Here is a 14,815-nt window from a genome sequence, read left to right as displayed (position 1 = left end):
GCTTCTCCGTTGCCGTCGTCGTCTTCGTCGTTGTCGTCGTCCGCGCCCGTTCCGGCCGTGGACGTCATCCCCGTGGAACCCACCCGTCCCCCCGAACCCGGTCGCCCCCGCGACCGTGACGGCCCTGAACCGTGACGGACCCCGACCGCCCGCGCGACCGGAGCTCTGGCACACCGTAACGGCTGATGGGCGGTTTGTGGATGAGTTGCGCCGGGGTCGTGCGCCGGGGTGGTGCGCCCGCCCCGCGGACTGCGCTGTCGGCCAAATGGTCACGCGCCGTACACTCCCGGAGTGACCGTCACCGCAACTTCCGTGGGCCAGTCGGACGAGCTGGAGCCCCGCCCCGCGCCGACCGCGCGCGGCGCGCGGCTGCTGCGCCTCGTCCCGGCCGCCGCAGCGGTGCTCTCCGGAGTGCTGCTCTACGTCAGCTTCCCGCCGCGCACCCTGTGGTGGCTGGCGCTGCCGGCCTTCGCGGGCTTCGGCTGGGTGCTGCGCGGACGCAGCTGGAAGGCGGCCCTCGGCCTCGGCTACCTCTTCGGCCTCGGCTTCCTGCTGCCGCTGCTGGTGTGGACCGGCGTGGAGGTCGGCCCCGGACCCTGGCTCGCCCTGGTGGCCATCGAGGCGGTCTTTGTCGCGCTGGTCGGCGTCGGCGTCGCCGCCGTGTCGAAGCTGCCGGCCTGGCCCGTGTGGGCGGCCGCGCTCTGGATCGCCGGCGAGGCCGCACGCGCGCGTGTGCCCTTCCGCGGCTTCCCCTGGGGCAAGATCGCCTTCGGCCAGGCGGACGGCGTGTTCCTGCCCCTCGCCGCGCTCGGCGGCACCCCCGTGCTCGGCTTCGCGGTCGTCCTGTGCGGCTTCGGCCTGTACGACGTGGTGCGCCTCGCCCTGGAGCGGCGGCGCTCGGGCGAGGTACGGCGGTCGGCGGCCACCGTGGCCCTGCTCAGCATGGCCGTCCCGGTCGTGGCCGCCGTGGCGGCCCGCACCCTGGTGAGCGACAAGGCGGAGGACGGCACCGCGACGGTCGCCGTCATCCAGGGCAACGTGCCCCGCCTCGGCCTGGAGTTCAACGCCCAGCGCCGGGCCGTGCTCGACTACCACGTACGGGAGACGGAGCGGCTGGCCGCCGAGGTCAAGGCGGGCAAGGTCGCCCAGCCCGACTTCGTGCTGTGGCCCGAGAACTCCTCCGACATCGACCCCTTCGCCTATGCGGACGCCGCCGCCGTCATCGACAAGGCGGCCAAGGCGATCGGCGCGCCGATCTCGGTCGGCGGGGTCGTCCAGCGGGACGGCAAGCTCTACAACGAGCAGATCCTGTGGGACCCGGTCGAGGGCCCGACCCAGACGTACGACAAGCGGCAGGTCCAGCCGTTCGGGGAGTACCTCCCGCTGCGCTCGTTCATCGGCGCCATCAACGAGACCTGGACCTCCATGGTCCACCAGGACTTCAGCCGGGGCAGCAAGCCGGGTGTCTTCGACATGGACGGCGCCAAGGTCGGCCTCGCCACCTGCTACGAGGCGGCCTTCGACTGGGCCGTACGCGACACGGTCACGCACGGGGCGCAGCTGATCTCCGTGCCCAGCAACAACGCCACCTTCGACCGCAGCGAGATGACCTACCAGCAGCTCGCCATGTCGCGGGTCCGCGCGGTCGAGCACAGCCGGACCGTGACGGTGCCCGTGACCAGCGGCGTCAGCGCGATCATCATGCCGGACGGGAAGATCACCCAGAAGACCGGCATGTTCGTCGCGGACTCCCTGGTGCAGAAGGTGCCCCTGCGCTCCTCGGAGACCCCGGCCACGAAGCTGGGCATCCTGCCCGAGATCGCCCTGGTGCTCGTCGCCGTCGGCGGCCTGGGCTGGGCGATCGGCCTCGGCCTGCGGGCCCGGCGCAGCGCGACGGACTGACGAGGCCGCTTGGATCTTGGATAGGGTCGGTCGCATGCCGACTCCTGAGTTCATCACCGAGATCCGGGCCGCCGCCGGCCACCGACTGCTCTGGCTTCCCGGCGTCAGCGCCGTCGTCCTAGACGACGAGGGGCGGGTGCTGCTGGGACAGCGCGCCGACAACCACGAGTGGTGCGTGATCTCGGGCATCCCGGACCCGGGCGAGCAGCCCGCGGACTGTGCCGTGCGGGAGGTGTACGAGGAGGCGGGCGTCAGGTGCGTCCCCGAACGGATCGTCCTCGTCCGCTCCGGGCGGCGGGTGGAGTATCCGAACGGCGACCAGTGCCAGTTCATGGACGTCACCTTCCGCTGCCGGGCCGTCGGCGGCGAGGCCCGGGTCAACGACGACGAGTCGATCGCGGTGGGCTGGTTCGCGGTGGACGCCCTGCCGCCGATGCGGGAGCGGCAGCTGTTCCGCATCAAGCAGGCGCTCTCCGACGAACCCACATGGTTCGACACCACGACGTCGGAGTGAAGTACGGCCGCTGACCAGATGGGGCGAGGCCGCGACCCTGCTTTGAGATTGGACAGATTGGCGCTTCCGGCCCGGAACTGACCGCTGTACCAAGGCAGGTCGAGTCGCGCTTGAACAGACGCGTTTCGGAACTATTTCGGTTGTGGCCGGAAACGCGCGTCCTCAAGACGGCGCATTCGCCGCATTATGCTAGGTATGAGTAGCGAAACTTTCGTTCGGGAACTGCTCGTGCCGAGTGTCCTGTGCCCTTTCCCCGTCGTCCACGACGAGAGGGCGGCTCGCAGCGCAGACGAAGAAATCGTTGCTTGGGCACAGAGCCTCGGTCTGTTTCCGGGGCAGCGGGCCGAGCTGAGCGGCTACCGGTTCGGCACGTTCGCGGCGTTGACGCACCCTGACGCGGTCGACGACGATCACCTGCTGCTCGCCGCCCGCAACATGACCGCCCTCTTCGCGGCGGACGACCACTACTGCGACGAGGGGGTCGAAGGCGTCCGGCTGGCCCTGAGCGCCTCGAAGCTCGCGGGGACGCTGACCGCGCTGGAGAGCTGTTCCCCGATGGCCGACTGCCCCTCGGTCGAGGACTTCGTCGGCGGCGACCCGGTGACGCATGCGCTCCGCGAGACCGCGGGCCACCTGGCACGCCTGGGCACGCCGACGCAAGTAGGCCGTTTGCGCCACGAGACGATCGCCACGTTCCTGGCCATGGCGGCGGAGAACTCCTGGCGCATCGCGGGGCATGTTCCCGACCCCGCGGAGTACCTGGCCCATCGCAAGTACAACGGCGCCATGGCCTGCCTGGCGCTGATCGACGTCGTCGGCGGCTATGAACTGTCCGCCCGCGACTGGGAAGAGCCCGGCGTCCGGTCGCTGTCGCTCGCCGCCTCTTTGATGATCATGCTGGTGAACGATCTGTACTCGGTCGCCAAGGAGAGTGCCGACGTCGGCAGCCACAGCCTGCCCACCGTGCTGGCCGCCCGCCACGGCTGGTGTCTCGAGCAGGGCATGGACGCGACCGGCGCGCTCCACGACCGCCTCATGCGCGCCTATCTGCGGAGGGAGCCCGAGGTCGCGCGCGGCGCCTCGCCCGAACTCGGCCGCTACCTCGCCGGGCTGCGGCACTGGATGCGCGGAAACCTCGAATGGCACACCCTCACCGGACGGCACAACGATCGCGCGGGACGCCCCACCCCGCGGACGGGGCCGCAGGGGCCCACCCATGATCGGCTGGAGGGCGATGCGCAGTCCTGGCCCGCCGCCGGTTTCTGCCCGCACTGCGGGGACCGCCACGAGGCGGCTTCGGCGGTCGCCTGAGCGCTCCGCCGGGCGCTCCGCTGGGCGCTCCGCGACGCGCTCCGCTGGGCGCTTCGCTGGAAGTGCCGCGATCTGCAGTCGTTTTGCTGCGGCGTCGTCGTGGCTGGTCGCGCAGTTCCCCGCGCCCCTTCAGGGCGCACGCGCGACGCTCGCGTGAACCAGCCCCCCGTGTCGGATCCTTGACCCCCGGTCGGTGCTCCACGATGCTTGTTGCGGCACATGAGAGGTGTGCCGTAATGAGCAACATCAGACTCAGGTCTCGCACCAACCGAGGAGTGGCCATGACGCATCAGGTCCGTGCTGTCGTCGCGCGCGGCAAGGGCGCCCCCGTCAGCCTGGAGACGATCATCGTGCCCGACCCGGGCCCGGGCGAGGCGCTGGTGAAGATCGAGGCCTGCGGGGTCTGCCACACCGATCTGCACTATCGCGAGGGCGGCATCAACGACGACTTCCCCTTCCTGCTGGGCCATGAGGCCGCGGGCGTCGTGGAGTCGGTGGGGGAGGGCGTCACCGATGTCGCCCCGGGCGATTTCGTCATCCTCAACTGGCGTGCCGTCTGCGGGCAGTGCCGGGCCTGTCTGCGCGGACGCCCGCAGTACTGCTTCGACACCCACAACGCGAAGCAGAAGATGACCTTGCTCGACGGCACCGAGCTGTCGCCGGCCCTGGGCATCGGCGCCTTCGCGGAGAAGACGCTGGTCGCGGCCGGGCAGTGCACCAAGGTCGACCGGGCGGCCTCGGCGGCCGCCGTCGGCCTGCTGGGCTGTGGCGTGATGGCGGGCATCGGCGCGGCCATCAACACCGGCCAGGTCGGACGCGGCGACACCGTGGCCGTCATCGGCTGCGGCGGCGTCGGGGACGCCGCGGTCGTCGGAGCGCGCCTGGCGGGCGCGGCGAAGATCATCGCCGTGGACATCGACGACCACAAGCTGGACACCGCGAAGAAGCTGGGCGCGACCCACACGGTCAACTCCCGGAACGCCGACGCGATCGAGGCGATCCGGGAGCTGACCGGCGGCTTCGGCGCCGATGTCGTCATCGAGGCGGTGGGCCGCCCGGAGACGTACAAGCAGGCGTTCTACGCCCGTGACCTGGCCGGCACGGTCGTCCTGGTCGGGGTGCCGACCCCGGAGATGAAGCTGGAGCTGCCGCTGCTGGACGTCTTCGGCCGGGGCGGCGCGCTGAAGTCCTCCTGGTACGGCGACTGTCTGCCGAGCCGGGACTTCCCCATGCTCGTCGACCTCTATCTGCAGGGCCGGCTGGATCTGGACGCGTTCGTCACCGAGACCATCGCGCTGGACGACGTCGAGAAGGCCTTCGAGCGGATGCACGGCGGCGACGTGCTGCGCTCGGTGGTGGTCTTCTGATGGCCGGCGCCCGCATCGAGCGGCTCGTCACCTCGGGGACGTTCTCCCTGGACGGCGGCACGTGGGACGTCGACAACAACGTGTGGATCGTCGGCGACGACAGCGAGGCGATCGTCGTCGACGCGGCGCATGACGCCGAGGCGATCGCCGCGGCCCTCGGCGGGCGCACCCTGCGCGCCATCGTGTGCACCCACGCCCACAACGACCACATCGACGCCGCGCCCGAACTCGCGGCGCGCACCGGCGCCCCGATCCTGCTGCACGGCGACGACCTGCCGCTGTGGAAGCAGACCCACCCCGACCGGCTGCCCGACGGCGAACTCGCCGACGGCCAGATCCTCGCGGTGGCCGGCGTCGAGCTGACCGTGCTGCACACCCCCGGCCACGCCCCCGGCGCGGTGTGCCTGTACGCGCCGGAGCTGGCGGCCCTGTTCAGCGGTGACACGCTCTTCGCGGGCGGCCCGGGGGCGACGGGACGGTCGTACAGCGACTTCCCGACGATCGTGGACTCCATCCGGCACCGGCTGCTGACGCTGGGGGGCGACACCGTCGTGCACACCGGCCACGGGGACACGACCACGATCGCGGCCGAGGCCCCGCACCTTCAGGAGTGGATCGACCGGGGCTTCTGACCGTCGTCCCCGCACTGTGCACGCCCCCTCCCGGACCTGCGGTCCCGGCGAGGTGGGCGTGCATTTGTCGTCTTCCGTCTGTCGCCTTCCTTGTGTTTCGTATCGCGCCGAGAGTTGTGTGATGAGGAACAGCGAGAGGCTGTTCCGCGGGCCTTCTGGATGCCTTGACAAGGGTTCGGGGCGACCCCAGACTGATGTTGCGCTTACCGCAATCCGTTTCGCTATACGCACCGAGGTGTCATGATGATTCCCGCGTGCCGACTCGCGGATCTCCCGCGAGGTGAGGCCTTCCGGCTCGACATCGATCCGCCGGTCTCGGTGTTCCACACCGACGACGGCGAGCTCTTCGCCATCGACGACACCTGCACCCATCAGGACGCCTCGCTCGCCGACGGCTGGCTGGAGGGCTGCGAGGTGGAATGCCCGCTGCATGCCTCGACGTTCGACCTCAGGACCGGCGCGGTCGACTCCCCGCCCGCCAAGCTGCCCGTGCGCACCCACGAGGTCGTGGTCGAGGACGGCGTGATCCACATCCGGTTGTCCACGGACGCCCCCAACCTGCCGCCGTGCATCTCGGCCCGGCTGGCCGGGGGCCCCGCGTGAGGACCGTCGCCGTGGTGGGAGCCTCGCTCGCCGGGCTCTCGGCGGCCCGCTCACTGCGCAAACAGGGTTACGACGGACGCCTGGTGGTCATCGGGGACGAGCTCCACCGCCCCTACGACCGACCGCCCCTGTCCAAGGAGTTCCTGGCCGGCGACCTCGGCGAAGCGGACCTCGCGCTGGAGACGGACGACGAGGAACTGGCGGCGGAGTGGCTGCTCGGCGTCCGCGCCACCGGACTCGACCGCGCCGAGCGCGCCCTCCGGCTCGCCGACGGCCGCACGCTGCGCGCCGACGGCATCGTCATCGCGACCGGCGCCGCCGCACGCATGCTGCCCGGCTCCGAGGGCCTGGCCGGCGTGCACACCCTGCGCACCCTGGACGACGCCCGCGCCCTGCGGGACGAACTCGGCCGCGGCGGACGGCTGGTGGTGATCGGCGGCGGCTTCATCGGCGCCGAGGTCGCCTCCACCGCCTACGCCCTCGGGCTCGACGTCACCGTCATCGAGGCCGCCCCGACGCCGCTCGCCGGACCGCTCGGCGAGACCATGGGCGCCGTCGTCTCCGCCCTCCACGCGGACCACGGCGTGCGGCTGTTGTGCGGGGTCGGCGTCAAGGGGCTGAGCGGGGAGACCCGGGTGGACGCCGTGCTCCTCGAGGACGGCCGCAGCGTTCCCGCGGACATCGTCGTCGTCGGGGTCGGCGCTCGACCGTGCGTCGAGTGGCTGGAGGGATCCGGCGTCGCCCTCGACAACGGCGTCAAGTGCGGTGCGGACGGCCGCACCAGCCTGGCCGGCGTGGTCGCGGTCGGCGACTGCGCCAACTGGTACGACCCTCGCGTGGGCTCGCATCGTCGCGTCGAGCACTGGACCGGTGCGCTGGAGCGTCCCGCCGCGGCCGTCGCGACGCTGCTGGCGGGGGGCGCGGTGGAGCCGGGGGTGCCCCGGCCGCCCTACTTCTGGTCCGACCAGTACGGAGTGAAGATCCAGTTCGCCGGGTCCGCGGCGGGCGCGGACAGCGTGACGGTCGAGGAGGGCGCCTCCGGCGACCGCAATGTCCTGGCCGTCTACCGGCGGGCCGATCAGCCGGTCGCCGTGCTCGGGATGAATCAGCCGAGGGTGTTCACGCGGTGGCGCAAGCGGTTGAACGCTGCGCTGTGAGCGCCGTGATGCGTTGTTCTTTGTCTGCGGCGCCGTTGTGGCTGGTCGCGCAGTTCCCCGCGCCCCTATGGGGGCGCTCCCCGCTTTGACGTTTCTTGAGGAGTGCACCGTGACCTCGACCAGTCTGCCGGACAGTCTGATCGCCACCCTCCCCGGCTCCTCCTACACGGACCCGGCGATCTTCGCCCAGGAGCAGGAGCGCATCTTCGAGACCATGTGGTTCTGCGTGGCCCGCACCTCCGAGCTCGCGAAGCCCGGCGCCTTCCGGACCGTCGACGTGGGTCGCGAGAGCATCCTGGTCACCCGTGCGCGCGACCACTCCGTCCGCGCCTATTTCAACGTCTGCCGGCATCGCGGCGCCAAGCTGTGCACGGAGGAGACCGGCGAGGTCAAACGCGCCTTCCAGTGCCCGTACCACGCCTGGACGTACGACCTGAACGGCAAGCTCGTCGCGGCGCCCAACCTCACCAAGATGCCCGACGTCGGCCGCACCGAGTACGGCCTGGTGAGCGTGGCGGTCCGCGAGTGGCTCGGCTACGTCTGGGTCTGTCTGGCGGAGAACCCGCCGTCCTTCGAGGAGGACGTCATCGGGGAGGTCATCGGCCGCCTCGGCGACGTCGAGTCGATCGAGCGCTACGACATCGACAACCTCTCGGTGGGCAAGCGGATCGTCTACGACGTCAAGGCGAACTGGAAGCTCATCATCGAGAACTTCATGGAGTGCTACCACTGCGCCACCATCCACCCCGAACTCACCGAGGTGCTCCCCGAGTTCGCGGACGGTTACGCGGCCCAGTACTACGTCGGGCACGGCGCGGAGTTCGGCGCGGAGGTCCAGGGGTTCACCGTGGACGGCTCCGAGGGGCTGGACCGCATACCCGGCGTCGCCGAGGAGCAGGACCGCCGCTACTACGCGATCACCATCCGGCCGCAGGTCTTCATCAACCTCGTCCCGGACCATGTGATCTTCCACCGGATGTACCCGGTGGCCGCCGACCGCACCGTCGTCGAGTGCGACTGGCTCTATCTCCCGCATGTCGTCGAGAGCGGCAAGGACGTCAGCCGGTCCGTGGAGCTGTTCCACCGTGTCAATGTGCAGGACTTCGAGGCCTGCGAGCGCACCCAGCCCGGGATGAGTTCCCGGCTGTACGCCAAGGGAGGCGTGCTGGTGCCCAGCGAGCACCACATCGGCGCGTTCCACGACTGGGTCAACGAGCGTCTGGGCACCCCCCAGGGGTGACTCAGCCCAGGTACCCCATCCGGTGGCTGATTTCGTCCGCGCCCTTGATCAGCACCGGAGCCAGCTCGTGCAGTCGCTCCTCGGTGAACCGGTACGAGGGGCCGGAGGCGCTGAGCGCGGCGATGACCTCGCCGTCCCGGTTGCGGACCGGTGCGGCCATGGCGTGCAGGCCGATCTCCAGCTCCTCCAGGGTCCAGGCGTAGCCGCGCTCCCGCGCCTCGGCGAGGTTCTTCTCGAGCTTCGTCTTCGCGGTGATCGTCCGCGGGGTGGACTTCTTGAGGCCGGCCTCGGAGAGCAGCGCGGCCCGCTCCTTGGCCGGCAGATGGGCCAGCAGGATCTTGCCGCTCGACGTGGCGTGCAGGGGGGTCAGCTCGCCCACCCAGTTGTGCGCGGTGACGGCGCCCGGGCCGCGCACCTCGTAGAGGTTGATCGCGTACTGCTCCTGCATGACCGCGATGTTGACGGTCTCGCCGATCTCCTCGGCGAGCCGCTCGCAGACCGGGCGGCCCTGCTGCGTGATGTCGATGCGCCCCGTGACGGCGCCGGCCAGGCGTACGATGCCGAACCCGAGGCGGTACTTGCCACGCTCGCCCGCCTGCTCCACCAGACCGCGCGCCTCCAGGGCGCCGAGAAGCCGGAAGGCGGTGGACTTGTGAACATCGATCTCGGCCGCGACCTCACTGACGCCCGCTTCGCCGCGCTGCGCGAGGATCTCCAGGACGCTGATGGCGCGGTCCACCGACTGCACTCCGCCGGCCTGTGAATTCGACGTTTCTGGGTCAGTGCTGTAGTTGCTCACAGTGAAACTATACGCGTAGTAAACAACGCGCTTGCAAGTAACGGGACGGAAATCAACCCTCGCTAAGTTGCGTGGTTCGCAACCTGGTGCATATAGAGATACCGGTACTAGCATGCCTCGCGTATCTACGGCGCGAGCGAGACGAGGCACCATGGCTCCCTTGCAGTACGACTTCGTCATCGTCGGCGGCGGATCGGCCGGCAGCGCACTGGCGAACAGGCTCTCCGCGGACCCGGCGAACCGGGTGCTGGTACTGGAGGCCGGCCGGTCCGACTTCCCGTGGGACGTCTTCATCCACATGCCCGCGGCGCTGACCTACCCCATCGGCAGCCGGTTCTACGACTGGAAGTACGAGTCCGAGCCCGAACCCCACATGGGCGGCCGACGCGTCTACCATGCGCGCGGCAAGGTACTGGGCGGCTCCAGCAGCATCAACGGCATGATCTTCCAGCGCGGCAACCCCATGGACTACGAGCGCTGGGCGGCCGACCCCGGCATGGAGACCTGGGACTACGCGCACTGTCTGCCCTACTTCCGGCGGATGGAGAACTGCCTCGCGGCCGACCCGGACGACGAGTTCCGCGGCCACGACGGCCCCCTCGTCCTCGAACGCGGCCCCGCCACCAACCCGCTCTTCGGCGCCTTCCTCAAGGCCACGCAGGAGGCGGGCCACGCACCCACGGACGACGTCAACGGCTACCGGCAGGAAGGTTTCGCCAAGTTCGACCGCAATGTCCACCGCGGACGTCGGCTGTCGGCCTCGAAGGCGTACCTCAAGCCCGTGCGCAAGCGCCCCAACCTCACGGTCAAGACCCGCGCCCTGGTCACCCGCGTCCTCTTCGAGGGCAAGAAGGCCGTCGGCGTCGAGTACCAGCGGGGCAAGGGCGCGCTCCAGCAGGTCCGCGCCAAGGAGGTGATCCTCTGCGGCGGCGCGATCAACTCCCCGCAGCTGCTCCAGCTCTCCGGCGTCGGAAACGCCGAGGAACTGCGCGCCCTCGGCATCGACGTCGTCCACGACCTCCCCGGCGTCGGCGAGAACATGCAGGACCATCTGGAGGTGTACGTCCAGTACGCCTGCAAGCAGCCGGTCTCCATGCAGCCGTACATGGCGAGGTGGCGCGCCCCCTTCATCGGTCTGCAGTGGCTGTTCCGCAAGGGTCCGGCTGCCACGAACCACTTCGAGGCCGGCGGCTTCGCGCGCAGCAACGAGGACGTCGAGTACCCCAACCTGATGTTCCACTTCCTGCCCATCGCGGTCCGCTACGACGGCTCCTCCCCGGCCGGCGGCCACGGCTACCAGGTCCACGTGGGACCGATGTACTCCGACGCCATCGGCTCGGTGAAGATCAAGAGCAAGGACCCGCGCGAACACCCGGCGCTGCGCTTCAACTACCTCTCCACCGAGCAGGACCGCCGCGAGTGGGTCGAGGCGATCCGGGTGGCCCGCGACCTCCTCAACCAGCCCGCGATGGCCCCCTACAACGACGGCGAGGTCTCGCCCGGCCCGCAGGTCGCATCGGACGAGGAGATCCTCGCCTGGGTCGCCAAGGACGGCGAGACGGCCCTGCATCCCTCCTGCACCTGCAAGATGGGCCCCTCCGCCGACGAGATGGCCGTCGTCGACCCGACCAGCATGCGGGTGCACGGCGTGGAGGGCCTGCGCGTGGTGGACGCGTCCGTCATGCCGTACGTCACGAACGGCAACATCTACGCGCCGGTGATGATGGTCGCCGAGAAGGCCGCCGACCTGATCCTCGGCAAGGAACCGCTGCCCGCCTCCAAGGCCGTGTACTACCGCCACCGCGACGCCCAGAAGCAGGCCGGGTAGACCTTGGCCGGCCACGGGCTGAGGGCGCTGCTGGAGAGCGTGCGCTACGAGGTGCTGCCCGCCGGGGCGACCGAGGACAAGGTCCTCGCCCATGTCCCGCGCGAGGTCGTCGTCACCGTGACGGCGTCGCCGGTCAAGGGCCTGGAGCCGACCCTCGACCTCGCCGGCCGGCTCGCGGCGCACGGCTATCGCGTCGTCCCGCACGTGCCCGCGCGGCTGCTGCGGGACGACGCGCATCTGAAGGAGGTCGTCGACCGGCTCCGCGGGGCGGGCGTGGACGACGTCTTCGTCCCGGCGGGCGACGCGGACCCGCCCGCCGGGGCCTACGACGGGGCGCTGCCGGTGCTGCGCCGGCTGGGCGAGCTGGGCAGGCCCTTCGCGCACGTCGGCGTCACCGGCTACCCCGAGAGCCATCCCCTGATCCACGACGACGTCACGATCCAGGCGATGTGGGACAAGCGCGCGCACGCCACGAACATCGTCAGCAACCTGTGCTTCGACCCCCGGGTGCTGGGGGAGTGGATCGGCCGTATACGACGGCGGGACATCGCCCTGCCCCTGTATGTGGGCGTCGCCGGGCCCGTGCAGCGGGCGAAGCTGCTGTCGATGGCGACGAAGATCGGGGTCGGGGAGTCGACGCGCTTTCTCACGCGGCATCCGTCGTGGTTCCTGCGTTTCGCCGTGCCCGGCGGGTATGCGCCGGAGCGGCTGCTCTCGCGGACCGAGGGGGCCCTCACCGCGCCTTCGGCCGGGGTGGCGGGGCTGCACCTGTTCACGTTCAACCAGATCGCCGAGACGGAGCGGTGGCGGCGGGCCGTACTGGAGCGGATCGGCCGTTGAGGGGCCTCGTCCTCAAGCGCCGGACGGGCTCGACTCGCTCAACGGAAGACCACCGTGCGGTTGCCCTCCACCATCACGCGGCTCTCGCTGTGCCACTTCACCGCGTGGGCGAGCACCTGGGCCTCGACGTCCCGGCCGACGGTGACCAGCTCGCCGGGGTCGAGGGAGTGGTCCACCCGGACCACGTCCTGCTCGATGATCTGGCCCTCGTCGAGATCCGAGGTCACATAGTGCGCCGTCGCGCCGACGAGCTTGACCCCGCGGTCGTAGGCCTGGTCGTAGGGCTTCGCGCCCTTGAAGCTGGGGAGGAAGGAGTGGTGGATGTTGATGGCGTGACCCTCGAGCTGCTTGCACAGGTCGTCGGAGAGGATCTGCATGTAGCGGGCCAGCACCACCAGCTCGACGTCCAGCTCGCGCACCAGCTCCAGCAGCCGCGCCTCGGCCTCCGCCTTGGTGTCCCTGGTGACCGGGATGTGGTGGAAGGGGACGCCGTAGGTGTCGGCCAGCGCCTCGAAGTCGCGGTGATTGGAGACGATCGCGGGGATCTCGATGTTGAGGGAGCCCGTGCGCCGGCGGAACAGCAGGTCGTTCAGGCAGTGGCCGAACTTCGACACCATGATGAGCGTCCGGGTCGGGGTCGACGCGTCCCGCAGGGTCCAGGAGATGCCGTAGGCCTGGGCGACGGGTCCGAATCGGTAACGCAGATTTTCCAGATCGGCGTTTGGATCGGAAACGTCGAAGTGGACCCTCATGAAGAAACGGCCCTGGAGCCGGTCGTCGAACTGCTGGCTCTCCAGGATGTTGCCCGAGTTCCTCACAAGAAAGCCACTCACGGCGTGGACCAGTCCGGCGCTGTCGGGGCAGGAGAGGGTGAGGACGAACTCACGGCCAGGTTGCGGTCGAGGGGACATGCAGGCCTCCGCTGGTGCGTATTGCACAACATGGTGAGCGATACGCAACATGGTCGGCTCGGTGCCGTCTGAGGTCAAGGGCGGCAGGGCAAGTGCCCGCAAAGCCGAATCGTCATCGGTGAACCTCTTGACGTCGGTCTGGACATTCGCCAGGGTGTTCCACCACGAGCAATTGATTGCATGATGCGCAACGCATTTTCGGTTCAAGGGCTTTGAAGGGCTAGGCGCGTGGCAGACCTGTATGTAGACGGGAAATGGCGGGACGCGGTGGCCGGCGGGCGCCGGGAAATTCGATGTCCCGCTGATGGAACCCTCTCGGCCACCGTGTCCGAAGGCGCCCGCGCCGACGCCGAGGCCGCGATCGCCGCGGCCCGCCGCGCCTTCGACGAGGGCTTTTGGCCCCGCACCCCCGAACGCGAACGGGGCGCGCTGCTGCTGCGCACCGCCGACATCCTCGAGCGCGACGCCAAGGCGTTCGCCCGCGCCGAATCGCTGGACACCGGCAAGCGCCTGGTGGAGAGCGAGTACGACATCGCCGACGTCGTCTCCTGCTTCCGCTACTACGGCGGCATCGCGGGCACCGACGCCGGCCGGGTCATCGACACCGGCCGGGACGACGCCGTCAGCCGTGTCGTGTACGAGCCGATCGGCGTGTGCGGCCTCATCACCCCCTGGAACTACCCGCTGCTGCAGGCGTCCTGGAAGGTCGCGCCCGCTCTGCTGGCGGGCAACACGATCGTCCTCAAGCCCAGTGAGCTGACCCCCTCCACCTCGATCCTGCTGATGCGGGCGCTGGAGGAGGCCGGGCTGCCGGCGGGCGCCGCCAACCTCGTGCTGGGCGCCGGCCCCGAGGTGGGCGCACCGCTGTCCGAGGACCCGGCCGTCGACATGGTCTCCTTCACCGGCGGCCTCGAGACCGGTAAACGCATCATGGCCACCGCCGCGGCGGGCGTGAAAAAGGTGGCCCTGGAACTCGGCGGCAAGAACCCCAACGTCGTGTTCGCCGACGCCGACTTCGAGACGGCCGTGGACTTCGCTCTCACGGCCGTCTTCCTGCACTCCGGGCAGGTCTGCTCGGCCGGCGCCCGGCTGATCGTCGAGGACTCGCTGCACGACCGGTTCGTCGACGAGGTCGTGCGGCGCGCGCGGCGGATCCGGCTCGGCGGGCCCTTCGACGCCGACGCCGAGACCGGCGCGCTGATCTCCGCGGCGCACCGGGACAAGGTCGAGGCGTACGTGGCCGCCGGGCTCGCCGAGGGCGCCGTGCTGCGCTGCGGCGGCGCCCGCCCCGACGACCCGGCCCTGGCGGGCGGCCACTACTACCCGCCGACCGTCCTCGACGAGTGCCGGCAGGACATGCGCGTCGTGCACGAGGAGTCCTTCGGGCCGGTGCTCACCGTGGAGCGCTTCACCGACGAGGACGACGCCGTACGCATCGCCAACGACACCGAGTACGGACTCGCCGGAGCCGTCTGGACGCAGGACGCCGGCAAGGCCCAGCGGGTCGCCGGGCGGCTGCGCCACGGCACGGTGTGGATCAACGACTACCACCCCTATGTGCCGCAGGCGGAATGGGGTGGCTTCGGGCACTCGGGCGTGGGCCGGGAGCTGGGACCGACCGGCCTGGCGGAGTACCGAGAGCCCAAACACATCTGGCAGAACATCCAACCCCGGCCGCAGCGCTGGTTCCGCGGCTGAACGCCGAAAAGAG

The 14,815-nt window shown here is 70.3% G+C and carries 13 protein-coding genes; 11 read left to right on the top strand and 2 right to left on the bottom strand.

What is annotated here, in order from left to right; all coding sequences use genetic code 11:
- Positions 1–291 precede the first annotated feature (291 nt).
- The 8 genes from lnt (at position 292) to ACWCPF_RS18485 (ending at position 8,726) form a co-directional block, all read left to right on the top strand.
- Positions 292–1,902 (top strand): apolipoprotein N-acyltransferase, encoded by a 1,611-nt coding sequence (gene lnt / locus ACWCPF_RS18520; RefSeq protein ID WP_451046094.1) that lies wholly within the window; start codon positions 292–294, stop codon positions 1,900–1,902.
- Between the two features lie 34 nt (positions 1,903–1,936).
- Positions 1,937–2,416 carry an NUDIX hydrolase gene (locus tag ACWCPF_RS18515; protein ID WP_451046093.1) on the top strand — a complete coding sequence of 160 codons (480 nt, stop codon included), beginning with the start codon at positions 1,937–1,939 and terminating at the stop codon, positions 2,414–2,416.
- A 195-nt stretch (positions 2,417–2,611) separates the two neighbouring features.
- Positions 2,612–3,727: a terpene synthase family protein gene (locus ACWCPF_RS18510; RefSeq protein ID WP_451046092.1), complete on the top strand. Its 1,116-nt coding sequence runs from the start codon at positions 2,612–2,614 to the stop codon at positions 3,725–3,727.
- A 281-nt stretch (positions 3,728–4,008) separates the two neighbouring features.
- Positions 4,009–5,094, top strand: coding sequence for an S-(hydroxymethyl)mycothiol dehydrogenase (locus tag ACWCPF_RS18505; protein ID WP_451046091.1), 1,086 nt, complete (start codon positions 4,009–4,011; stop codon positions 5,092–5,094).
- On the top strand, positions 5,094–5,726 hold the full coding sequence (locus tag ACWCPF_RS18500) for an MBL fold metallo-hydrolase (RefSeq protein WP_451046090.1): 633 nt from the start codon (positions 5,094–5,096) through the stop codon (positions 5,724–5,726). Before ACWCPF_RS18505 ends, ACWCPF_RS18500 begins: the two co-directional genes overlap by 1 nt.
- Positions 5,727–5,966: 240 nt before the next feature.
- On the top strand, positions 5,967–6,329 hold the full coding sequence (locus tag ACWCPF_RS18495; RefSeq protein ID WP_451046089.1) for a bifunctional 3-phenylpropionate/cinnamic acid dioxygenase ferredoxin subunit: 363 nt from the start codon (positions 5,967–5,969) through the stop codon (positions 6,327–6,329).
- Positions 6,326–7,486: an NAD(P)/FAD-dependent oxidoreductase gene (locus tag ACWCPF_RS18490; RefSeq protein ID WP_451046088.1), complete on the top strand. Its 1,161-nt coding sequence runs from the start codon at positions 6,326–6,328 to the stop codon at positions 7,484–7,486. Before ACWCPF_RS18495 ends, ACWCPF_RS18490 begins: the two co-directional genes overlap by 4 nt.
- 109 nt (positions 7,487–7,595) lie before the next feature.
- Entirely contained in the window at positions 7,596–8,726 is a 1,131-nt protein-coding gene (locus ACWCPF_RS18485; protein ID WP_451046087.1) for an aromatic ring-hydroxylating oxygenase subunit alpha, read from the top strand.
- 1 nt (position 8,727) lies between these two features.
- On the opposite strand, the gene ACWCPF_RS18480 is transcribed toward ACWCPF_RS18485, so the two are convergent.
- Positions 8,728–9,474 (bottom strand): IclR family transcriptional regulator, encoded by a 747-nt coding sequence (locus ACWCPF_RS18480; protein WP_451046231.1) that lies wholly within the window; start codon positions 9,472–9,474, stop codon positions 8,728–8,730.
- Between the two features lie 202 nt (positions 9,475–9,676).
- Between ACWCPF_RS18480 and betA the strand changes: the two genes are divergently transcribed.
- Both betA and ACWCPF_RS18470 read left to right on the top strand, forming a co-directional pair.
- A complete protein-coding gene (gene betA / locus ACWCPF_RS18475) occupies positions 9,677–11,353 on the top strand; it encodes a choline dehydrogenase (protein WP_451046086.1) in 1,677 nt (558 codons plus the stop codon).
- 3 nt (positions 11,354–11,356) lie between these two features.
- On the top strand, positions 11,357–12,193 hold the full coding sequence (locus tag ACWCPF_RS18470) for a 5,10-methylenetetrahydrofolate reductase (protein WP_451046085.1): 837 nt from the start codon (positions 11,357–11,359) through the stop codon (positions 12,191–12,193).
- 38 nt (positions 12,194–12,231) lie between these two features.
- On the opposite strand, the gene purU is transcribed toward ACWCPF_RS18470, so the two are convergent.
- Positions 12,232–13,104 (bottom strand): formyltetrahydrofolate deformylase, encoded by an 873-nt coding sequence (purU, locus tag ACWCPF_RS18465; protein WP_451046084.1) that lies wholly within the window; start codon positions 13,102–13,104, stop codon positions 12,232–12,234.
- Positions 13,105–13,332: 228 nt separating this feature from the next.
- On the opposite strand from purU, the gene ACWCPF_RS18460 reads away from it, so the two are divergent.
- On the top strand, positions 13,333–14,802 hold the full coding sequence (locus tag ACWCPF_RS18460) for an aldehyde dehydrogenase family protein (RefSeq protein ID WP_451046083.1): 1,470 nt from the start codon (positions 13,333–13,335) through the stop codon (positions 14,800–14,802).
- Positions 14,803–14,815 lie beyond the last annotated feature (13 nt).

It is taken from the genome of Streptomyces sp. NPDC001858, from assembly GCF_053594615.1.
This window is presented reverse-complemented; position numbering and strand designations above follow the sequence as displayed.